The following is a 22,644-nucleotide window of genomic DNA, read 5'->3' on the forward strand; positions in this document are numbered from 1 at the left end:
TTTTTATGTTTCGTAAGCTTTGTAAGGGGTCGGTTGTTAAGTTGCAGAGTTTTCTATCTAACAACTAACCACTCTATAAATCAACTTTTATCCTAATATACTGCGTCTGTGCATTGACGCGACCGCCTATCTGCATGGCACTAGCGCTATGAGTCACCGCTACATATAAATAGCCGTCTCTCGCCCAAAATATATCAGCAGGATCAGTGATAGGCATCCAATTTTTAAAGCCTGCACTCATAACAGGGATGATCGCTCTGCCTTTAACTTTATAGAGTCCGAGATCGGTATGACCCTCATATGGGTTAGCGTAAGCTGAGATGATATAGCGTTTATTTGGCGACAGATAAGGATAAGCTGAAAACTCTTGAGTTAAGAACCCTTCAACTTGATCAAACATTTGATAGTTCTGACTCTCCCAACGTAGCACTTCAACCAGATGCTGATCTAAGGCATCGATTTGACCGATATAGCGATACGTTTCACCATCATCGTCACTATCGATATCTACTAGTTTCAAAGAGTCTTTAACCAGCTGAATGGATATGACGCCATCTTGTTTTTTAATCGCGTTTTTATGTGATAGATAATCGACAGCGAGCGGACGTTTTTTCTCAAAAAAGGCTTTATCTATTAATTCAATTTTAAGATAGTCATTGAGTACTTTGCCAGCTGGAAAAAATTGATCTTTTTTGCCTACTGACAAATGCGTTATTCGATTTAACTCATTAGTATCAAGTAATTTGACAGGTACAGGTGTTGCGTGGGCTGATGGTTTTTTAATGGAGGGGTTTGTCGATTTAATGACATTCTGAGCAGCCATTGCCGAATGGTAACTGCCAAAGCTAAGTAGCAAAGCGGTTACTACCAGAAGAAGGTTAGCGGCGTAAGACTGAAACTTTGTGGAGATAAACATGGTCATAGCGCCTCTTTTAGGTTTGAAAAACAACCGCATTAATTTACCTTATTTTTATGGTAATCAGCTAAGATCGTTTTTTTAATAATCTAACGGTTGGCGCAGGTGCGGTGGGACGAAAAATCTTAGTCCATTTATTCAACCCATAGAGCACATAAGGTATCAGGCAAGTATTGATCAAATCATGAATACTTGCCTTGATGTCTACCATTCCTAATGCAAAAAGCCCTCTCGGTCTAATGATATGGCGGTTGTCTAAATACTCACCCAATAAAGCAATACCCGTGACGACGATTAAAGCTATAAAGGACTTAATACCTTGCTTTTTAATGATAGGCAGCAGCACAAGCAGACACAAAAGATAGACGCTGACACCGACATAGATATGCAAAGCATCTTTAGCCAGTCCGGTTACTTCAATGATATCGATTTTAAAGGTGGTGAAATCCACTAGAGTATTCCAAATATAAGCAAGTAGAAAATAACTGAGAGTATAGCTAAAAATTTATAACTGAACATAAAAAAGGCAGATTATACAATTGATAATCTACCCTCATACTAAAATAAATATTCATTTCACGTTTAGCGTCTCTCTAAATATTCCATTCGACGAAGTTTTTGAGCAGTTGCAAACCTGCAGTGTGACTTTTCTCTGGATGGAACTGGGTCGCAAATAAATTGTCTTGAATGATACTGGCACAAAACGGTTGACCATAATCACAGATAGACGCCACTTGTGAGCTGTCGGCAGGCGCACAGTAATAGCTGTGCACGAAGTAAAAATGGGCGTTATCCTCGATACCATGCCACAATGGATGATCAACATCCATACCGCTGATGGTATTCCAACCCATATGCGGGACTTTAATAGTCGCACCTTGTTCGTCTTGCCACGTCGGGTCAAACGCTTCTACGCTACCTTTTAAAATACCAAGGCAATCTGTACCACCATTCTCAGATGACTGCTCAAATAACGCCTGCATACCGACGCAGATGGCCATGACAGGCTTGTTGAATATCGCCTGACGTACAACCTCATCAATGCCTGCTTCATGCATGCCAGCGATACAGTCGCGCATGGCACCGACACCGGGGAAGACTATTTTGTCCGCCGCCGCTGCGATTTTTGGGTCATTAGTGATAGAGACTTCTGCGCCAACGCTCGACAGTGCTTTACTGACAGAGTGCAAATTACCCATGCCATAATCTAATAGTGCAATCTTTGTAGCTCTACTCATCTAGAACGCCTCTTTGGTCGACGGCAAGGTATTCAAAGCGCGCTCATCATATTCGCAAGCCATACGTAGCGCACGAGCAAAGGCTTTAAAGGTTGATTCAATCTGGTGATGGCTATTTTTGCCTTTCAAATTGTCCAAGTGCACCGTCATCCATGAGTGATTGACGAAGCCGTAGAAGAATTCGCTAAATAGATCCACATCGAATTTGCCCACGTGTGAGCGAGTAAAAGGAATGTCCATATGCAAACCCGGACGACCTGATAGATCAACGACTGCACGCGTCAAGGCTTCATCGAGTGGCGCATAAAAATGCCCATAACGACGAATGCCCTTCTTATCGCCTAACGCTTTATTAAAGGCTTGACCAAGCGTGATACCCGTATCTTCTACACTATGATGATCATCGATAAAGGTATCGCCGGTACATTTAATATCTAAGTCAAACAAACCGTGACGCTTGATTTGATCAATCATATGATCCAAGAATGGCACGCCAGTGTCTACCGTGCCTTGACCCGTACCATCAAGATTAACGGTACAGGTAACTTGCGTCTCTGCAGTAATACGCTCAACGGTGGCGATACGTTCAGGGCGTCCGTGTAGGTTTACATTGGAAGATTGGTTTTGCCCAGTTGTATTGGCTGTCGTTGTTGAATTGGCGGTCATGGCTACTCTCTATTAATGAAAAGCGGTCAATAAAATAGGACGAAAAAGTGCTTAATAAATGATCATTCACAGCTGCATCAGCTACTAACGAAAAATCTAAGATAAAATACGGTTAGCGTCGACGTACAACACTGAATTACTTGGTTTCATGCATATAAAATGCTGCCCATGCTCATCATAGCAAACCCTAACCACTCCTGCCACGACCGAGCAGTAAACCACGCACAAAATCGTGTCATTCTGCTAAAATAGTGGATTCAGTTTTATCAATCATTACTCGCGCCGACTCTGAGAACCCATACTCTACGGCCCTACACTCCATGACATTGTGCTGTCTCACATTATAGGAACCGATTATGCCCTTAGAAGCGATTGCCATCAACCGTTTGGATGCGCCACTTATCAAAAAACCTGCACGTGAGAATGAACTCTCGGAGCGCTTGCATGATTTGTATGACAGCGATGATAACCAGCCAAGTGGTCTCGAGGTATTAAGTATCGTTGAGCAGGGTTTTAAGCGTGGTCAAACGCTTTACGTCGGTATGTTCAATGATAAGCCCATCGCTGCTGTTGCCTGCTTTGACGATGGACAGACCAATGCCAAGCGCTTGCAATATCTTACTGTTCATAGCCAAAATCGTGGTCGTGCTATCGATGCCAAGTTTATTAAACTGGTTTATGATGCCGAAGTAAAAAAAGGCGTGCGTGAATTCGTCCCTGTTGATGCGGATATTCATCGTATTATGAGCGAGTATGAGCTACTGCGCGTTAAGGATTAATCTTAAGGTTAAAACTTTATATTTGACTATTTATGCCTTTTTATCGCCTATTATGCAAAAATCACTTGACAGTAACGTCTATATTTAGTTTAATAGCGCCTCAACGAAGACGGCTCGATAGCTCAGTCGGTAGAGCAACGGATTGAAAATCCGTGTGTCGGCAGTTCGAACCTGCCTCGAGCCACCATTCGTTTAAGCATTCTAAAAAGCCCCAGACATTTAATGTTTGGGGCTTTTTTTATGGCTGTCGTTAATAGCATTTATTGTTTGATCCATAGCATCTGTTATCAGAGTCGCCGACGCAACAACACCTCGCAACGCTCGCGTGAATCCAAGTCATAAATGGTCGCACGGTAATCAATACCGTGACGGCCTTCAAAAAACACCACCCGATCGCCCACGGCTAAAAAACAAGAAGTACGCGCATCATAAATAAAACCATCAATGACGAATGCCAAATCACGATCTATCTCGCGTACCGTATAGGTCTCACCTTGCGGAACCAAACGCTCAAACCATGCGCTATGGGCAACATTGGTGCTTAGCACACTTATCAGCAGCAGCGCTGATATCATAAGTACCCTTTTTAATGACCTCGCAAAAGTCGCGCCAGCTAAGCTGATTTTATTTAGGATATTTTTATTAACTGTCATGACCTTAACCTACTCAAACCTGCCTAATGATTGATTCTGTTCGCTACGCTTCGTATGCTAAACGCTTACTGTCACGGTTGCATAACATTTCTGTGCTGTTTTTTAGACGGCAGTGCTCAGTATACTCGATAGCAATGATAATGCTAAATAAGACAGATAAATGCTAATAGGGATAAGCGATGAGAGAATTTGATTATGATTTGGATTATAAAAACTTAGACTTGCGAGCGCAGCCTGAGCTGTATCGCGTCGGTCGCGGTGAGCAAGGCGTATTATTGGTAGAGCCTTATAAGTCTGAGATACTGCCGCACTGGCGCTTCGCCACGCCTGATATTGCAACTGAAAGCAGCGAGACCATTTATCAGATGTTTTTAGATTATCTGGCTGCCGATGACTTTGTCGGTGCCGATATGGCGCGCAAATTTATCCAAATGGGTTATACCCGCGCGCGCCGCTATGCCAATCATAAAGGCGGTAAAAAATATAAAGGCCCAGTACCTGATGATAAAAAAGGCCAAAGCGGCGCACATGGTCGTGCAGAGTTACCACGGCAAGAGGAAGATCCTACCAAAGCAGAATCTGCCCGTATTTTTAAACAAAAATGGGATGAGTGCCGCGAGAACAAAGATTATCTAAAAATGAAAAAAGAGCATCGTGAACGCTACAAAGATATCGAGTGACTGCTGATGTTTATGATATTAAGAACAGTAAATAACTAAATTGACTGGTCTCAAAACACTACTGTGCTAAGGTATGGCACGATATACCAAACATAATAAATATAACGACTTTCAATAGCGAGGAATAATGGATAAGCAACTTTTAATTTTTGATTTCGACGGCACTTTAATCGATAGCGTACCAGATTTGGCTGATGCGACCAATGCGATGCTGACCATGCTCGGCAAAGAGACCTACCCTATTGACAGCATACGTAATTGGGTCGGCAATGGCTCCAGAATGCTGGTCGAGCGCGCGTTGGTGGGTAAGGTAGAAGTGTTAGAAGGTGAGTTGACGGTCGAGGAAGCTGATCATGCCGAGCAGGTATTTTTTGAGGCTTACAATAATATTAGCGGTAGCAAAACCGTTGCCTACCCATATGTCGATAGCGGACTAAAGAAGCTGAAAGATGCAGGCTATACGTTGGCATTAGTGACCAACAAGCCGATTCGCTTTGTTCCCAAAATATTACAATCCTTTGGCTGGCAGGATTTGTTTGCTGAAGTGCTGGGCGGTGATAGTCTAGCTGTTAAAAAACCAGACCCCGCGCCGCTACTGCATGTTTGTGACGCTTTAGATGTAACTCCAGCACAAGCGGTCATGATTGGTGACTCAAGAAACGATATATTGGCAGGACAAAACGCTAATATGGACACCCTTGGACTGTCTTATGGTTATAACTATGGGCAGGATATTCGTGAGCTCAATCCTACCGCAGCGTTTGATGACTTTGTCACACTGGTTGATTATCTTTTACAAGGATAAATGATAAATTACTGAACATCACGCCAGCTACTTACTACGATAGCTCAATGCTTCAGACACATGGGCACTCGTGATATCGGTACTGTCAGCGAGGTCTGCGATGGTACGAGCAACGCGCAAAACTCGATGATAACCACGAGCAGATAAATTCAAGCGTTGCTGAGCCAACTGCAATAACTGCTGCTCGCCCTCTCCTAGTTGAATATATTGATCAATCTCGCTAGGACTTAGCTCATTATTGACCTTTTTTTGCCGCTTTAATTGATGTTTGTGGGCGGCAGCGACCCGAATTCGCACTTGCTCGGAGGTTTCACCCGCTTGAGCATTTTGCAAGTCGGCGATAGGTAGCGCCGGCACAGTAATATGCAAATCAATGCGATCGAGTAATGGGCCTGATAGCTTATCTTGATAGCGCTTAATCTGCTCGGGACGACAACGACATCTTGCTGAGCCGTCACCATCATAGCCACATGGGCACGGGTTCATCGCTGCCACCAATTGAAAGTTGGCTGGAAAGGTCATCTGCGAGTTGGCACGACTGATGGTAATTTGCTTCGCCTCTAATGGTTGGCGCAGCACCTCCAACACAGTACGATCAAACTCCGGTAATTCGTCAAGGAATAACACGCCTTTATTGGCAAGGGTAATCTCACCCGGTTTGGGACGTGAGCCACCACCGACCAAAGCCACGGCTGATATGGTGTGATGAACTTGGCGAAATGGCCTTGTCCCATAATCATAATCACTGTCTGCGACCGAATAGGTGCTAGCAACTTCTAACGCATCCTCAGCACTCAAATCTGGCAAAATAGTCGGTAGCCGCGAGGCCATCAACGTCTTACCTGAACCGGGAGGGCCTGTAAACAACAGCGAATGTCCACCAGCAGCGGCAATCTCTAAGGCTCGCCTCGCATGATGTTGGCCTTTGACATCAGCCAAGTCCACTTTATAACCCGTGTGTTTTTCTATCGCAGCGGGCGGTACAATCGCTAAGCGCTCATAAGTAGCATTTGGATTGGTCAAAGATTGCAGATGATCGCAAACGGCTTTTAGACTATCCGCTGCCAATATCTCTACACCCTCGACACGGCTAGCTTCAGCACCATTATCGAGCGGCACGATTAACTGCGGCGTTTGTGGTTCTTTATCCTGCTCCGTCAATTCTGATTCATCATTATCTGCTGTCTGTAATACTTTGGACGCCAACACTTCCGCCTTTATGGCTCTAGCAACGGCCAAGCTGCCAGTGACTTGCCGCAAATTTCCATTTAATGCAAGCTCACCGATAAACTCAAACCCTGCTAGTACCTCTGGATCCAACTGATCGCTGGCTGCCAAGATGCCAATAGCAATAGGCAAATCCAGCCGTGCGCCATCTTTTGGCAGGTCTGCTGGTGCTAGATTAATCGTCAGGCGACGATTGGGAAACTGAAATCCAGAATTAAGAATCGCTGAGCGCACTCTATCTTTACTCTCGCGCACAGCAGCTTCTGGCAGACCGACGATGGTCAATGCGGGCAAGCCTTGTGACAAATGCACCTCAATAATGACTTTTGGCGCATGCAAACCGACGACTGAACGGGTATAGACTTGGGCAAACGACATCAGCGTTTCCTGATACAGGGAGCTATTGATAATAGAGCATTATTTATCAACGCGCAAATGTCGTGTTTTTTATCATTCGAATGGCTTGATTGCTGCTAAACGTCTATTTTCTAGTACGCATCCTAGACCGTGCCCTCATTTTAAAAATAGTGATAAAAAGGAGGTAAATTACAGTCAAACAAGGAAAACAGCGCAGATAATATCGAGATATTGATTAGCTATTTCACGCTTTTATTTTTTAATAAATTTCACCTATTGGTTTTTTAATTATTAACACTATGATTTAAAAGAATAAAATAATTATTAACTTTTATTTTTGTCTGACAAATAATTTTGTTAACTGACTAGCAAAGTGTTTTCTTTTGGGTATATGATTAGTGAGTATTTGTACACTAAAAGCAACAATAGCAATTTATTGAGCGTTTAAAGCAGGCTAGATAAATGGATTATCAGCGCCTTAAATCGTAAAAACTAACCATGGATGGTGAAAACAATGAATATGTTGATTAGAAATCAGCGAGCGCCCACGCTCACGCTACTCACAATGGCCGTGTCCTTAGCGTTATTCGGCTGCTCGGATAATGACAATAGCTTTAACGATGACGATATCGATACCCCTGCCGCGACATATGAGGCCGATATTCAGCGTACCCAGTTTGGTATCCCCCATATTACTGCCAAGGATTATAAGGGGCTGGGTTATGGTGTCGGCTATGCTTTCGCTGAAGATAATATCTGCTCGCTCGCACATGAAATCGTAGTGGCCAGTGGTCAGAGCATGCTGTATTTGGGCGATGAAGGCAATATGGCCAGCGATGTATTTTATACCTGGTATAACTCTCCAGAGAGGCGCAGCAGTTTTTTAGCGGCGCAAGATCCAGAGGTTATCGATGCTGTAACAGGCTATGCGGCAGGTTATAGTCGCTATCTGCGTGATACAGGCGTTGACAATATTGATCCCGATTGTGCTGGTGCCGAGTGGGTACGCGAAATCGATATCAATGATCTGCTCACACTTTATGGCAAAGCCAATCTACGCGGTGGGCTTTCTAACTTCGTCGGCGCGATTGTGGCCGCGACACCGCCGGTAGAAAATAGCGTAATGGGCAGCTCTAGAATGCGTAGCGCCAACATAGATCCAGTCGTAGAATCCGCGCCAAAATTCGATATGACGACGATTAATGTGATGGATGGTGGTAGTAATGCTTATGCCTTTGGTAGCGAGGTCACCGGCACTGACAGTGGCGTAATGTATGGCAATCCTCATGAGCCATGGGAAGGCGTTCAGCGGTTTTATGAGTTTCATTTAACAATGCCAGGCAAGCTTGACGTGATGGGGGTCGGTCAGCAAGGTCAACCCTTCCCTAATATTGGTTTTAATAAGGACGTCGCGTGGAGCCATACCGTCTCTACCGCCAAACGCTTCACCCTTTACCAGCTCAATCTGGTGGCTGGTGATCCGATGAAGTATATCTATAAAAACAGTGATGGTGCCCTTGAGCAGCGTGATATTGAAGCCGTTGATGTGACCATCCAGCTCCCTGATGATCAGACCCTAGTCCGACCCATATACTTATCACAATATGGACCTATGCTAGCGGCCAATACCCTTAGTGATCTTTTGCCAACGTGGGGCGCTAACAATCTGGCTTATACGATTCGCGATGCCGCTTCAGAAAATCCACGTGCGTTAAATCAATGGCGCAGTATGAACCAAGCCACTAGTGTAGAAGATCTGGTCGATAGAATGCAGGACACCCTTGGTCTTGGGTTCGTCAATACCATCGCGACTGACCGTTACGGCAAGGCGCTCTATGCTGATATCTCAACCGTGCCGCATGTGACTAAAGAGCAGCTAGAAGCCTGTAGTGCCAATGCAGGGCCTTTCCTTGGGGCTTTGGTCGCAGCAGACTTGCCAGCACTAAACGGTAGCGATGCTGCCTGCGAATGGGGCACTGATGCGGACTCGCCACAAGCGGGTATTTTTGGTCGTTCAAACTTGCCATTTTTGATTCGTGATGACTATGTCGAAAACTCAAATGACAGCTACTGGTTGAGCAATCCTGAGGAGCCATTGACCGGATTCTCGCCATTATTACGTCGGCGTTTAGTACCTTTCTTAGGGCCTAATCCCGTAGATGGCGTTCCCCTACTGATGCGTACTCGCATGGGACTTACTCAAATATTGGATCGACTAAGCAATAAAGACGAGCTTGGCGGCAATACTTTTAATCTAGAAAATATGCAAGAAGTCGTCTATGGCAACCGTAGCTACGTGGCGGAGCTGGTACTCGATGATGTATTGGCAGATTGTAATGACAACGCTATGTTACCGCTATCCAGTGGCGGCAGTATCGATGCCACGCAAGCCTGTACGGTTTTAAGCAACTGGGACCGCCGTGACAACCTTGATAGCAAAGGTGCACACGTCTTTAGAGAGTTTTGGAACAATGTCAACTTCACCGAAACCACTGACACCGCATTTGAGGTCAAATTCGACGTCAACGACCCCGTCAATACGCCACGTGATCTCATCATTAACGAAAATACGCGTACCGCCCTAGGTGATTCGATTGCTTACTTTACTAGCAAAAACATAGCCCTCGATGCAAGTTTGGCTGATTTGCAGTACGTGATTGATGCCGGTAAGAGTAACGAAAAAATCTCTATGCATGGCGGACTTGGTCGTGAAGGGGCTTTCAATGTCGCACAGTCTCGAGGTAGAGAAATCATTAGAAATGGCGTTAAGACGACAACCACAACAAACAGTGACGGTACTTACGGCCCCATTATTAATGGCCCCACCTATATGCAGACAGTGACCTTTGATGACAAAGGACCGATCGTAGAAGCGTTATTAGCGTACTCACAATCAGCAGATAGCACGCGGCCTTATCACCGTGATCAGACGCGTCGCTACTCTGCCAAAGATTGGATTCGTGTCCCCTTTAGTGCTGGCGAGATATCCGCGCAAGCAGTTGGTGATAAGATTGAATTAAGAGAATAATCTGAGGATCATTTGCAGTAACTATCGGTAAACGTATACACAAGACCTCAGATAAATTCTGGGGTTTTTTGCTAATATTATTCGGGGGTATGTTTTCAGTTCAATCTATAATCATCTAAATATATAGTCAAAACATCCTAAAAACGCGACGGTATTGCTGATATCAATTTTTTGTAGCCTCTGTCTACACAGGCACAGCAAGCAAGAAAAATGGATGTCAGCAGTGCCTGATGTATCGATATTACTTTTCATTCACTGTAGCCATCTAAATGAAGATATTCCTTAAAAGAAACTACGCTAGGATTATTTATGACCAATATTAATTACAGCCATTATCTGCAACAACTTGGGTTTACAGCATCAGAGATTGATCAGCCAATCATACCCGACTTAGAACACCTAAAACGCCTACAGCTTACGCATTTAACCCAGTTTCCGTTTCAAAGTTTAACCACCCTTGTAGACCGACCCGTTGATTTAGAAGACCGCTCAATCTATGACAAGCTCATTGAGCGCCGTGCTGGCGGATACTGTTATGAGCTTAATGGCTTATTTTTGGCGCTGCTGCGCCACTTGGGTTATGAGGCGAGAATCATTACTGGGGTAGTGACCATCAACAATCAGCTTGAGAGGCACAATGCTCGCACGCACATGGCCATTATGGTGAGCATCGATGGCCAAAACTATTTGGTTGATGTGGGTTATGGTGGCCTAGTGCCCAGCGCGCCGTTGCTGTTCACTTATAACCAAGAAGACACTAATCAAAAAAATAACGACAGTCAAAATGCTTCGCAGATACAAACCACACCGCATGGTCGTTATAAAATCATCAAAGACAACAGTTTTGAAAATCAAATCGAAAATCCCATATTGCCACATGCCCAAGTAAACTATGAACGCTACCTCTTATGTTGTGAGGTTAAGTCAGAATGGCAGATGCTCTACGTCTTTGACTTATTACCACAAATTAAAATAGATATGGTGGTCGGCAGTTGGTATATCTCCACTTACCCTAACTCCCCTTTTAAACGCAGACTTATGGCTTCAAGGCTTGATAATGACGGCGTAAGGCATACTCTATTGAACCATAAATATCAGCGACATCAAGTGGGCAAACCCAGTAAAAGTAGCATTTTGACAAGCGTAGACGAAGTATTAATGCAGCTAAAACAGGTATTTTTGATAGATATCGCTGACGAGTTAACAGCCAGTGAGCGGCAGAAACTAACGGTCTTTTTAGAAAACAATGAATAGACAACAACGAAATCTTAAGAAGATTAACAAGGGTCAAACACCCTACTGTTCACAAGGATTTGCTATACTAGCGTCTATCTATTTAGACATAAATATGGCTGTGCACTTTGTGATAAATAAACAGCAATATATATGGTCAACACGAGGAATGCCGCATGACAGAATATACCGAACCAAACACTGAGCAACCTTATAATCGTGCCGGAGAGCAGCCGACGACCACACGCCCTGTTATGCAGCCAGACAACCCTTATGCCAGTACGCGCGGCAGTATTATGACCAAGCAGCTACCTGCATTTGATGAAGCGATTATTAATAAATACAATCGTTCAGGGCCTCGTTACACCTCTTATCCGACTGCTTTAGAGTTCTCCCCAATCCCTAATGACTTAGAAATAAAAATTCTGCAGAATCGTGAAGCGCGCGCGCCATTATCGCTCTATTTTCATATTCCATTCTGTCGCCATCTTTGCTATTACTGTGCTTGCAATAAAATTATCACTAAAAAAAACAGCGACTCCGGCGATTATCTGCAATATCTCATCGCGGAAATTAAGCACAAACGGCGCTTATTGACCACGCCAGAGGGCAGCAGTAAACCACTCGTTAAGCAGCTGCACTTAGGTGGTGGTACGCCGACATTTTTACGTGATGAAGAGATGAGTCAACTGTGGGCGTTTTTGCAGACCCAATTTGAATTCTTACCTGAAGATGAAGGCGACTATTCTATTGAAATTGACCCGCGCGAGCTGGGTGATGACACCTTAAAAACGCTACGCAATCTTGGTTTTAATCGCATCAGCTTAGGGGTGCAAGACTTGGACGAAACGGTACAAATCGCCGTCAATCGCATGCATTCGGCAGAAATGATCGAAAATGTGCTCACTGAAGCGCGCGAGCTTGGTTTTCATTCTATCAATGTGGATCTGATTTATGGCCTACCGCATCAAACGCCTGCGACCTTGGATAAAACCGTACGCCGCATCATCGAGATGTCACCAGATCGTCTGTCAGTCTTTAACTACGCGCATCTGCCAGAACGCTTTAAGGCCCAGCGTCAAATCAAAGAAGCAGACCTGCCAGAGCCGGCGGCTAAGCTTGCGATGCTCGGCAATACCATCAATACGCTGACCGAGGCGGGCTATCAATATATCGGTATTGATCACTTTGCTAAGCCTGATGACGAGTTAGCCATAGCGCAGCGCGAGGGCAACCTACATCGTAACTTTCAAGGCTACACCATCATGGGTGACTGCGACTTGATAGGCTTTGGCGTCTCATCCATCAGTCAAATTGCCAACGCCAATACCCGTTACATTTTGCAAAATGAGACAGACTTACAAGCATATCAAGCCAATATCGATGCGGCAAAAAGCAATCTTGCTGTCATGCCAGCAGTAAAAGTTATCAAGACATCGATTAAAGATCGCTTGCGTGAATATGTGATTATGAAGCTACTCTGTCATGACTATATCGACTTTAAAGACGTGAATCAGAAATTCGGTATCGATGCGATTACTTACTTCATTGATGAGATTCAGCAATTGGGTGAGATGCAAGACGATAAGCTCGTCGATATGGATGCTGCTGGAATTCGAGTCTTACCAAAAGGTCGCCTGCTTGGTCGCAACGTCGCGATGGTGTTTGATGAGTATCTGACAAATAAGCAGCAAAATCGCTTTTCTAAAGTTATCTAACTAGACTGGTTTTTGAGTTGATTATGAGCAATAAAAAAGACCTCAAGCGAGGTCTTTTTTTGGTTTAGCATAAAGGCTGTTAACTACCAAGCTTAAGTTTGAATGATATGATTCATAATTTAAGCACTAAACCTTAAGCTTATCGCCTACCATCCCTTTGACTGTACTGAGGATGTCAGCCGGTAATACCACCATTTTTGCATTGTCAGATTCAGCTAACTGACGAATCGACTTGATATATTGCTCACCGAGTAAATAGACAATTGGCATCTCTTCTGTGCCCATTGCTGCAGTAATCAAACGAATCGACTCCTCTGACCCTTTTGCCAACACTACCTGCGCTTCAGCATCACGGCGTGAGGCTTCTAGGCGACCGTCTGCCTCTAGGATAGCGGCTTGCTTTTGACCATCAGCACGGGTCACTGTCGCACGACGTAGGCGCTCTGCCGCCGCTTGCTCTTCCATTGACGCTTGCATGGTTTGCGATGGGTTAATATCTTGAATCTCTACGGTTTTTAGGGTGATACCCCAATCTGCAATATCTTCTGAGATGGCATGCTTTAGCTTGGTTTTGATTTCATCACGGCTAGATAATGCACTATCCAAATCCATCTCACCGATGATGGAACGCAAAGACGTCTGCACCAAATTACGAATACCATATTCATAATCTTCGATACCATATACCGCTTTATCAGGGCGCACGATATTAATATAAGCGACAGCGTTCGCGATAATAACCACGTTATCACGGGTAATCACTTCTTGTGAGGGAATGTCGAGCACGATGTCTTTGGTGGTCACTTTATAAGCGACATCATCAACGTAAGGAATAATGAGGTTTAGCCCAGGTTCTAGCGTTTGACTATATTTACCGAGGCGCTGCACGACCCACTTATAACCCTGCGGTACGATCCGCACGCCTTTAAATACGGTAAACATCACCAGCGCGATCAAAACGATCATGACAATACTGAAACTTTCCATATTCCACCTCTATCATTATATTTGCTTAATTATTATATTTACATACTCTTAGGTATCGCTGCCTGCGACTTCATACTACTGACAACCAATTCATTACCAACGATATCGGTCACGATTACCCGATCACCGACGGCCACTTGTTCTCCTTGCGTGCGGCACATCCATTCAGCGGCCCCAACGATAGGCACACTAAACCGTACCATGCCCGCTCTCTCAGGCTGCGGTGGCACGATAATCATACCGGTCTCACCGATAATAACGCTGCCACCCAATCCCGCTTTGGTGCGATCCACTGACAGAGGTTTAATAAATTTAAACCATGCCAATAAAAACACCGCAGAAAGTATCAGCCAAATCACAATCTGGATAGTTAACGAAATGGGTAATAGCCACGACAGTGCTGCGACAATGATGGCAGCAGCGCCAAACCAAAGGCTGGCAAATGTCGGAACGAACATCTCAACAATCAGCAGCACAAAACCCAATACCAGCCAATGCCACGGTTCAATCATCCAGAGAGTCTCCATCATTGATATATTCCCTGTCTTTGTCATTCTAGCTTTCAATGTAGCACATTTCTAGCGTGATAATGCCTTAAAAATCATTAATATACTGCTACCGCTTCCCTGAGTAGAAACAAAAGCTCAATAAGTATTCATGAAAGCCTGATACAAAAAAAACGACCACATATGTGATCGTTTTTTTGTTTAACTGATTCAACTCTATAAATATCAAAGTTAAAATTATAGATTTATACTAGAATTTATAATTTGCACCAATAGTTAATAGCGTAACATCTTCAGCAACATAATCATATTCAGCTTCAATGCTCATGTTAGGGTTGAAGTTATAACCCAAACCAATACCACCAGCGACACCACTATCACTATCACTATCGCTATCAGAGTTTCCAAAAGCGTCGCTTAGAGAGACATCAATCTCAGCTTTAGCAAACCCTAGTTTACCTTTGGCGTATATATCAGTATTAGGGAATTGATAACGGTAAGTACCATAAGCACCATAAGTTTTAAGGTCATATTCACCTTTAATACCACTCACACCTGTATCTACATCAGCGTCATTAGAGCCTACATACTCAATTTCAGCACCAAAGTTAGAATCAAAGTTATAACCAGCATAAACTCCATAAGCAGTAGGATCGTCTAGATCATCAGCATCTACCAAGAACTGACCAACTTTTACGCCAGCGTATGGCTGACCAGCATAGTTGATGGCTGCTTGCGCACTAATACTCATTAAAGAACCAACTGATAATGCGATCAAAGCTTTTTGTAAAGTATTCATCTGTCTTCCTATTAAATAAAACTAAAATGTAGCCTGAGTGGACATAACAGAGCACATAAGTGAGCTGAACTATTGTTGAATTCGCGATTCTAGCAGAAGATTATTTTTAATGCATTCTTTTTTAGTGACTTCAACCGTATTTTTTTCGTACAAAAAAAACGACCGCCAAAGCGATCGTTTTTTATTCTATAATTGACTAGCAAGCATTTAGAATTTTAGATGTGCACCAACTGTCATAAGGTCAGCATCGCTACCGACAATATCATATTCAGCTTCAACGCTAAAGTTAGGGTTGACTGAATAGCCAAGACCTACGCCACCAGCAAGACTGGTATCATCATCAGAATAGCTTTCGGTTCTGATTTCAGTGTTACCGACATTGCGGGTAAAGTCACCCTCTATCTCAGTTTTAGCAACCCCTAGTTTACCTTTAGCGTATAGACCTGTGTTCGGGAAAGCATAGCGGTATGTACCATAAGCACCATAGGTTTTGGCATCAATATCACCACCTCGGTAGTCAGCGTCATCTGAGCCAACATATTCTGCTTCAATACCGAAGTTAGGGTCGAAGTTGTAACCACCATATACACCGTACGCAGTTGGATCATCAGCGCCGTCTACGTCTAAGTCAAACTGACCGACTTTAACACCAATATATGGCTGACCAGTATAACCGTTACCATAAGAAACGGCGGCTTGCGCACCCATACTTACTAAAGAACCAGCGGCTAGTGCGAGTAATGTTTTTTGTAGAATTTTCATTGTATTCTCCTAAGATTTTTTTATTAATTGCTTTTATATGGATTGTGATGGTAAGAGACGACCATAAGAATAGCTATCTCTTATTTTTATAATGAATCAGCCATCTGCCCGATAGCTTAAAACTTTATAACTTTAAACTTTGTGAATTAGAACTTTGTGAATTAGAACTTTAGGTGTGCACCAACGGTTAGCAACTTGGCATCAACATCGCTATCCATCATCGCGTATTCAGCTTCGATACCGAAGTCAGGGTTTACTGAGTAGCCTAGACCGACACCGCCAGCGATACCTGTGTCACTTGTAGAGTTTGACACTCTCACTGGACCAGCAGTATAGTCACCTTCTACTTCAGTTTTGGCGACACCGAGTTTACCTTTGGCATAGAGGCCTGTGTTTGGAAACTGATAACGGTAAGTACCGTATGCGCCGTAAGTCTTGGCATCAAGATCGCCATTGCGGTAATCAGCATCATCTGAGCCGACATATTCTGCTTCAATACCAAAGTTAGGATCGAAGTTATAACCACCGTATACACCATAAGCAGTTGGGTCATCAGCATTGTCAACGTCTAAGTCAAACTGACCGACTTTAACACCTACATATGGTTGACCGGTATAACCGTTGCCATAAGAAACGGCTGCTTGTGCACTGACCGTTAATAAAGAACCAGCTGCTAGTGCAAATAGAGTTTTTTGTAGAGTTTTCATTATTAGCTCCTTCAACTTATGTGGACAAACAAGTTATTTATTTATAATGGGCGTTTTTAGCCATATCGCCTTGTTTGCTAACGATGGGTATATAGTAACAAAGTATTTCATACAGTCTGTCTGTGTTTGATGGCATCCGGGTTAAGATTTGCAAGCGTTTATCAGCCTATGAGTTACAAACACCAAGATATGAAACTTTTTGTTACAAGTAGCCAATTTGTGCAATACTTCCTACTCATCAAGCACTCTATTCATGCCAAAAAGCCAAAAATAAAAGAAGGAATATTTCAATATGGCAAGTTCTATAGTGGCGCAGCTGCACGAATCATTGATCCATTTGAAGTCCCAGCAGCAATATCGTTGTTTGCCAAGCCTAGAACATCAAGGGCGCTATGTCGTCAGCCAAGGCAAGACACTGCTGAACATTGCCAGTAACGACTACTTAGGCTTGGGTGGTGATACTGAGCTGCAAACTGAGTTCCTTGAGCAGATACAACAGTTACCAGTGGTGAAGCGACCTAAGATGAGTGCGACTTCCTCGCGGCTGCTCACAGGCAACGATACCCAGCTACAAGCACTAGAATGCGAGCTGCAGGAATGGTATCAAGCCGCTGCATGCAGACAGGATATATCTGCCTCAGAACCAGAATCATACTCAAAGTCGGTATTGGTATTTAACAGTGGTTATCATGCCAACATTGGCATTTTGCCAGCTTTAACGACGTTGCCATTCAAAACACTTATTTTGGCTGACAAACTGGTCCATGCCAGTATTATCGATGGCATGCGTCTGAGCCAAAGCAAGCTGGTCACCTATCGTCGCTATCGTCACAATGACTATGAGCATCTGGCTAAATTTATCGACCAAGCAGATCCAAGTGTTGAGCGTATTATTGTGGTCACTGAGAGTGTCTTTAGTATGGATGGTGACTGCGCTGACTTACAGCAATTGGTACAACTAAAAGCCGCAGACAGCCGCATTGAGTTGTATGTCGATGAGGCACATGCCATTGGTGTCTTAGGAGATACCGGATTGGGGCTCGCAGAAGAAACACAGACGTTGGCGGATATTGATTATTTGGTCGGTACCTTTGGTAAAGCGTTTGCGTCAGTTGGCGCTTATATCATGTGCGATGACATCGTCAAGCAATGGCTCATTAACACCATGCGTCCGCTGATTTTTAGCACCGCCCTACCGCCCATCAATCACGCCTGGACGCGCTTTATTTTAGCAAAAATGCCAAACCTCATTGACCAACGTGCCCACTTGGCTCGGATCTCTGTAAAGCTCAGTCAAGCCATTGCACAACGACATCACACCTCGCCAATCACTCAACATATCCGCTACGACTCACCCATTATCCCCTATATACTGGGCGATAATGGACGTGCTATTGCCAAAGCGCAACAATTACAAGCAGCAGGGTTTTACGCGCTGCCCATCAGACCACCTACCGTTCCTGCGAACACCGCTCGTATTCGCTTGGTCATGAATGCCAAACTAACCAACGAAGACTGCGAGCAGTTGATAGAACAATTATAAGTCTGTCATCTAACCGAGATGTCAGTCCTACTATCGACCGATAATGGACTTACTTGGATGTAATAAGCCATATGAAAACACTCGACATACCTAACGACCTCAGTGCTAGGAAACAAATCATCGCTCGCCATTTTGCCAGTGCCAGCGACTATGACCAGCATGCCAGTATTCAGCAGACAGTCTGTCAGTATTTACTAGAAAACATTGCTCATACCAAACAAAGCAGTGTATTAGAAGTCGGTGCGGGTACCGGTCAAATGACACGACTACTAGCAGCCCATATATACAGCCAGCGTTGGCTGATCAATGAGCTGTGCACTGAACAAACTACTATCTTGCAATCAATTTTACCAACGGCTGACATAGCGATTGGCGATGCTGAAACCATGGAGTTGGAAGGAATACACAGTTTGATAGTCAGTGCCAATGCAGTGCAGTGGTTTGATAATCCGTTGAATTTTGTCACGCAATCAGCACACCGTCTACAGACTTCAGGTCAACTACTCTTCAGCACCTTTACGCCCAATAATTTTTTGCAAATTAAAGCGCTAACGGGTCAAGGCCTTGATTACCCAGATATCACTGAATGGCAGTCAGTATTAACGAATGCTGGCTTTGAGCATATCGAGCTTTCAATTGAGCGTTTCGACTTACCATTTATCAGCCCTTATGCTGTGTTGAAGCATATGAAACTTACGGGTGTGTCGACCAGCCAGACACAAGTACAATCAAACAGTACCCAGCCCTTTATGTGGACAAAGGCGGGTCTGCAACAGTTTGAGTCAGAGTATTGGCAGCATTTTTCTGCAAAAACCGAAGATGGCCATCCTTGTGTTAATTTGACTTATGAAGTACTGACCGTGAGTGCTTTTAAACCCTAAATAAGCTATATAGTCAAAATATCCTAAAAACGCGACGGTATTGCGGATATTTGAATGTTCAACAGACCCTACAAACAGAAATTATAGCCATAAAAAAACGCACCCCGAAGGATGCGTTTTTTAATCTAACTAGTTAGTAGCCGTATTATTTTTTATCTTCGTCTACTTCAGTGAACTCAGCATCGACTACGTCATCGTCGGCTTGGCTGCTATCTGCTGCACCGTCAGCACCTTGTTGGAACTGGCTTGGATCCATACCTTCGGCGCCAGCGCCTGCATCAGCATAAATCTTCTGACTGACTGGCAAGAAAGCATTGTCTAACGCTTCAAGCTTGGCTTTGATGTCATCATGGTCGTCTTCTTTTGCCGCTGCTTCAAGCTCAGTGATAGCCGTCTCTACTGTTGACTTTTCTTCATCAGTGACTTTATCTGCAGCTTCTTTTAGTGCTTTTTGTACCGCATGGATACGACCATCTGCTTCGTTACGTACTTGCGCTAGGTTAGCGAACTTCTCATCTTCAGCCGCGTTGGCTTCTGCATCACGAACCATTTGTTCAACTTCTTCATCCGACAAGCCAGAATCCGCTTTGATCTGGATACTTTGTGCTTTACCAGTACCTTTGTCCGTTGCTGAGATGTTCATGATACCGTCAGCGTTGATGTCAAAGGTGACTTCGATTTGCGGTAGACCACGTGGCGCAGGTGGAATGTCCGTCAAGTCAAAACGACCAAGCTGTTTGTTTTGGTTGGCGATTTTACGCTCACCTTGATACACCTGAATGGTTACTGCTGGCTGGTTGTCTTCAGCGGTTGAGAATACCTGTGATTTCTTAGTAGGAATCATGGTGTTTTTCTCGATCACTGGCGTCATCACACCACCCATTGTTTCGATACCAAGGGTCAATGGCGTTACGTCAAGCAATAGGACATCAGTTTTGTCACCAGACAATACCGCACCTTGAATGGCCGCACCAGCAGCGACTGCTTCGTCAGGGTTCACATCTTTACGTGGCTCTTGACCGAAGAACTCTTGTACTTTTTGTTGTACTAATGGCATACGAGTCTGACCACCAACTAAGATGACGTCATCGACATCGCCGATTTTTAGACCAGCATCTTCAAGGGCAATCTTACAAGGACCCATGGTACGTTGTACTAGCGCTTCCGTCAAGCTCTCAAGTTTTGAGCGGCTGATAGTCACGACCAAATGCTTAGGACCACTGCTATCAGCAGTGATATACGGCAAGTTTACTTCAGTACTTTGCGCACTTGATAGCTCGATTTTTGCTTTTTCTGCGGCTTCTTTTAGACGCTGCATCGCAAGAGAGTCACCTTTTAGGTTAACGTCTTGGTCTTTTTTGAACTCGTCTACTAAGTAATCAATCAATGCTGAGTCAAAGTCTTCACCACCAAGGAATGTATCACCGTTGGTTGCTAGTACTTCAAACTGCTGCTCGCCATCGACATCAGCGATTTCGATGATTGATACGTCAAAAGTACCACCACCTAAATCATATACAGCAACCGTACTGTCGCCTTGCTTTTTGTCCATGCCATAAGCAAGGGCCGCTGCGGTTGGCTCGTTGATGATACGTTTTACATCAAGACCGGCAATTTTACCCGCATCTTTGGTTGCTTGACGCTGTGAATCATTGAAGTAAGCCGGTACCGTTACTACTGCTTCAGTCACGCTTTCACCAAGATAGTCTTCAGCTGTTTTTTTCATTTTTTTCAAGATTTCAGCAGAAACCTGTGGTGGCGCTAGTTTTTTGCCGTTGACTTCTACCCATGCATCACCGTTGTCTGCTTTGGCGATTTTGTAAGGCACCATGCCGATGTCTTTTTGCACGACTTTGTCATCAAAACGACGACCAATCAGACGCTTAATCGCAAACAAAGTATTGTTTGGGTTGGTGACGGCTTGACGCTTGGCTGACTGACCAACGAGAATTTCGTCATCCTTATAGGCGACGATCGATGGTGTAGTACGAGTACCTTCAGCATTTTCGATGACTTTAACCTTGTCACCTTCCATCACTGCCACACATGAGTTGGTTGTACCTAAATCAATACCAATTACTTTACCCATAATCAATTGCTCCTAATTTGTTTTTAAATATAAATGTTTGTATTGCTAACCGTATGGGTTGCCTGCACTTATTCAGCCATGCTGTATGAACCATACGGAACTTTACATATCAAACCTTTGCATATCAGACCATAGTCGGTCACTTGTTGCTTTATATCGGTTTGACCGTACATTTTTTCAAGTCAATAACCACGCAAACACAGTCTTTTGTGTGATTTTTTGTCAAAACCCTTAATTTAAGTAAGGTTTAACCATTTAAAATCAAGTGTTAAGTCCTATTGACCGACACGAACCATCGCAGGACGCAAGAGGCGGCCATTCAAGCTATAACCTTTTTGCAGTACTGTACCGACGGTATCCGCTTCAGCGTCTGGGTCGATGCCTACCGCTTCATGAAAATCAGCGTTGAACTTTTCACCTTGTGGTTCAACCACTTCTACGCCGTTTTTATTCAAGACAGCGACCAATGCTTTGTGAGTCAGTTGCACCCCTTCGGCGACTGGATCATTTGCATTCGCACTTTCGATAGCACGCTCTAAGTTATCAACGATTTCTAACAACTCTTTGGCAAATTTTTGTAGGGCGAATTTTTTACTTTTATCCGCTTCTTGTTCCATACGTTTTTGCGCATTATAGGCTTCAGCATTGGCACGGGCGGTACCTTCTTTGGCCTGCTTAACCTCGCCTTCTAACTCAGCGATACGCGCTTTAAAGGTGTCGATATCGATGTCATTTTCGATCGTCTCATTGGCATCAGCGTCTGAGTTGTTTTTTGGATCAAATTCTTTCATGGTTTCTTCTAAAATACTCTCAGCGTGCTCAATATTGTCATGCGACACATTGTGCTCAGGGGATTCGTGATTGTTATTATGCTCGCTCATGGTAGCTCCTTAGGATTATTAATAATAAAGGTTGGTTTTAAGGCACGATAAACTGACCAAACACTGGTCATTGTGCTGTTATTAATGGCCTAACTGTTTTTGTTCATTCTTTTTGTAAATGCGCTTCAATAGCTGCTTGATAAAGGTGATGAGCATAAATTTCAAGCCTAACCTAAGGAATTTTTTGTT

Annotated in this window: 21 protein-coding genes and 1 tRNA gene; 9 read left to right on the forward strand and 13 right to left on the reverse strand. The window is 43.9% G+C overall.

The window, feature by feature from the left end:
- Positions 1–73 precede the first annotated feature (73 nt).
- The 4 genes from CXF65_RS09400 to hisB all read right to left on the reverse strand — a co-directional run bounded on the left by CXF65_RS09400 (position 74) and on the right by hisB (position 2,820).
- A complete protein-coding gene (locus CXF65_RS09400) occupies positions 74–922 on the reverse strand; it encodes a hypothetical protein (protein ID WP_101211851.1) in 849 nt (282 codons plus the stop codon).
- Positions 923–983: 61 nt separating this feature from the next.
- Complete coding sequence (locus CXF65_RS09405; RefSeq protein ID WP_101211852.1) at positions 984–1,367, reverse strand: hypothetical protein; 384 nt, start codon at positions 1,365–1,367, stop codon at positions 984–986.
- A 142-nt stretch (positions 1,368–1,509) separates the two neighbouring features.
- On the reverse strand, positions 1,510–2,154 hold the full coding sequence (hisH, locus tag CXF65_RS09410; RefSeq protein ID WP_101211853.1) for an imidazole glycerol phosphate synthase subunit HisH: 645 nt from the start codon (positions 2,152–2,154) through the stop codon (positions 1,510–1,512).
- Positions 2,155–2,820 carry an imidazoleglycerol-phosphate dehydratase HisB gene (hisB, locus tag CXF65_RS09415; RefSeq protein ID WP_101211854.1) on the reverse strand — a complete coding sequence of 222 codons (666 nt, stop codon included), beginning with the start codon at positions 2,818–2,820 and terminating at the stop codon, positions 2,155–2,157.
- Between the two features lie 356 nt (positions 2,821–3,176).
- Between hisB and CXF65_RS09420 the strand changes: the two genes are divergently transcribed.
- Both CXF65_RS09420 and CXF65_RS09425 read left to right on the forward strand, forming a co-directional pair.
- Complete coding sequence (locus tag CXF65_RS09420) at positions 3,177–3,599, forward strand: hypothetical protein (RefSeq protein WP_025651952.1); 423 nt, start codon at positions 3,177–3,179, stop codon at positions 3,597–3,599.
- Between the two features lie 111 nt (positions 3,600–3,710).
- Positions 3,711–3,786: transfer RNA gene (locus CXF65_RS09425), tRNA-Phe, on the forward strand.
- Between the two features lie 100 nt (positions 3,787–3,886).
- On the opposite strand, the gene CXF65_RS09430 is transcribed toward CXF65_RS09425, so the two are convergent.
- Entirely contained in the window at positions 3,887–4,252 is a 366-nt protein-coding gene (locus tag CXF65_RS09430) for a hypothetical protein (protein WP_101211855.1), read from the reverse strand.
- A 179-nt stretch (positions 4,253–4,431) separates the two neighbouring features.
- On the opposite strand from CXF65_RS09430, the gene CXF65_RS09435 reads away from it, so the two are divergent.
- Together CXF65_RS09435 and CXF65_RS09440 are read left to right on the forward strand one after the other, a co-directional pair.
- Entirely contained in the window at positions 4,432–4,932 is a 501-nt protein-coding gene (locus CXF65_RS09435) for a DUF4385 domain-containing protein (protein WP_101211856.1), read from the forward strand.
- A 127-nt stretch (positions 4,933–5,059) separates the two neighbouring features.
- Positions 5,060–5,737: a phosphoglycolate phosphatase gene (locus CXF65_RS09440; RefSeq protein ID WP_101211857.1), complete on the forward strand. Its 678-nt coding sequence runs from the start codon at positions 5,060–5,062 to the stop codon at positions 5,735–5,737.
- Between the two features lie 27 nt (positions 5,738–5,764).
- On the opposite strand, the gene CXF65_RS09445 is transcribed toward CXF65_RS09440, so the two are convergent.
- On the reverse strand, positions 5,765–7,342 hold the full coding sequence (locus CXF65_RS09445) for a YifB family Mg chelatase-like AAA ATPase (RefSeq protein ID WP_101211858.1): 1,578 nt from the start codon (positions 7,340–7,342) through the stop codon (positions 5,765–5,767).
- 493 nt (positions 7,343–7,835) lie between these two features.
- On the opposite strand from CXF65_RS09445, the gene CXF65_RS09455 reads away from it, so the two are divergent.
- The 3 genes from CXF65_RS09455 to hemN all read left to right on the forward strand — a co-directional run bounded on the left by CXF65_RS09455 (position 7,836) and on the right by hemN (position 13,300).
- Positions 7,836–10,349: a penicillin acylase family protein gene (locus CXF65_RS09455; protein WP_101211859.1), complete on the forward strand. Its 2,514-nt coding sequence runs from the start codon at positions 7,836–7,838 to the stop codon at positions 10,347–10,349.
- A 309-nt stretch (positions 10,350–10,658) separates the two neighbouring features.
- Positions 10,659–11,603, forward strand: coding sequence for an arylamine N-acetyltransferase family protein (locus tag CXF65_RS09460; RefSeq protein WP_101211860.1), 945 nt, complete (start codon positions 10,659–10,661; stop codon positions 11,601–11,603).
- Positions 11,604–11,758: 155 nt separating this feature from the next.
- Positions 11,759–13,300 carry an oxygen-independent coproporphyrinogen III oxidase gene (gene hemN, locus CXF65_RS09465; RefSeq protein ID WP_101211861.1) on the forward strand — a complete coding sequence of 514 codons (1,542 nt, stop codon included), beginning with the start codon at positions 11,759–11,761 and terminating at the stop codon, positions 13,298–13,300.
- Between the two features lie 126 nt (positions 13,301–13,426).
- Here hemN and CXF65_RS09470 read toward each other — a convergent pair whose 3' ends face one another.
- The 5 genes from CXF65_RS09470 to CXF65_RS09490 form a co-directional block, all read right to left on the reverse strand.
- Complete coding sequence (locus CXF65_RS09470) at positions 13,427–14,287, reverse strand: SPFH domain-containing protein (RefSeq protein ID WP_025651960.1); 861 nt, start codon at positions 14,285–14,287, stop codon at positions 13,427–13,429.
- A gap of 38 nt (positions 14,288–14,325) precedes the next feature.
- Positions 14,326–14,817, reverse strand: a complete 492-nt coding sequence (locus tag CXF65_RS09475; protein ID WP_051395162.1) for an NfeD family protein — start codon at positions 14,815–14,817, stop codon at positions 14,326–14,328.
- 226 nt (positions 14,818–15,043) lie between these two features.
- A complete protein-coding gene (locus tag CXF65_RS09480) occupies positions 15,044–15,592 on the reverse strand; it encodes a porin family protein (RefSeq protein ID WP_025651961.1) in 549 nt (182 codons plus the stop codon).
- A 207-nt stretch (positions 15,593–15,799) separates the two neighbouring features.
- A complete protein-coding gene (locus CXF65_RS09485; RefSeq protein ID WP_101211862.1) occupies positions 15,800–16,354 on the reverse strand; it encodes a porin family protein in 555 nt (184 codons plus the stop codon).
- 161 nt (positions 16,355–16,515) lie between these two features.
- A complete protein-coding gene (locus tag CXF65_RS09490) occupies positions 16,516–17,061 on the reverse strand; it encodes a porin family protein (RefSeq protein ID WP_101211863.1) in 546 nt (181 codons plus the stop codon).
- A 292-nt stretch (positions 17,062–17,353) separates the two neighbouring features.
- On the opposite strand from CXF65_RS09490, the gene CXF65_RS09495 reads away from it, so the two are divergent.
- Entirely contained in the window at positions 17,354–18,604 is a 1,251-nt protein-coding gene (locus CXF65_RS09495) for an 8-amino-7-oxononanoate synthase (RefSeq protein ID WP_101211864.1), read from the forward strand.
- 71 nt (positions 18,605–18,675) lie between these two features.
- A complete protein-coding gene (locus CXF65_RS09500) occupies positions 18,676–19,485 on the forward strand; it encodes a methyltransferase domain-containing protein (protein WP_101211865.1) in 810 nt (269 codons plus the stop codon).
- A gap of 145 nt (positions 19,486–19,630) precedes the next feature.
- Here CXF65_RS09500 and dnaK read toward each other — a convergent pair whose 3' ends face one another.
- Positions 19,631–21,574 (reverse strand): molecular chaperone DnaK, encoded by a 1,944-nt coding sequence (dnaK, locus tag CXF65_RS09505; RefSeq protein WP_025651966.1) that lies wholly within the window; start codon positions 21,572–21,574, stop codon positions 19,631–19,633.
- Between the two features lie 275 nt (positions 21,575–21,849).
- Positions 21,850–22,455 (reverse strand): nucleotide exchange factor GrpE, encoded by a 606-nt coding sequence (gene grpE, locus CXF65_RS09510; RefSeq protein WP_101211866.1) that lies wholly within the window; start codon positions 22,453–22,455, stop codon positions 21,850–21,852.
- Positions 22,456–22,644: the final 189 nt, after the last annotated feature.

Origin of the sequence: Psychrobacter sp. Sarcosine-3u-12 (assembly GCF_002836005.1) — a bacterium.
Lineage (GTDB): Bacteria > Pseudomonadota > Gammaproteobacteria > Pseudomonadales > Moraxellaceae > Psychrobacter > Psychrobacter okhotskensis.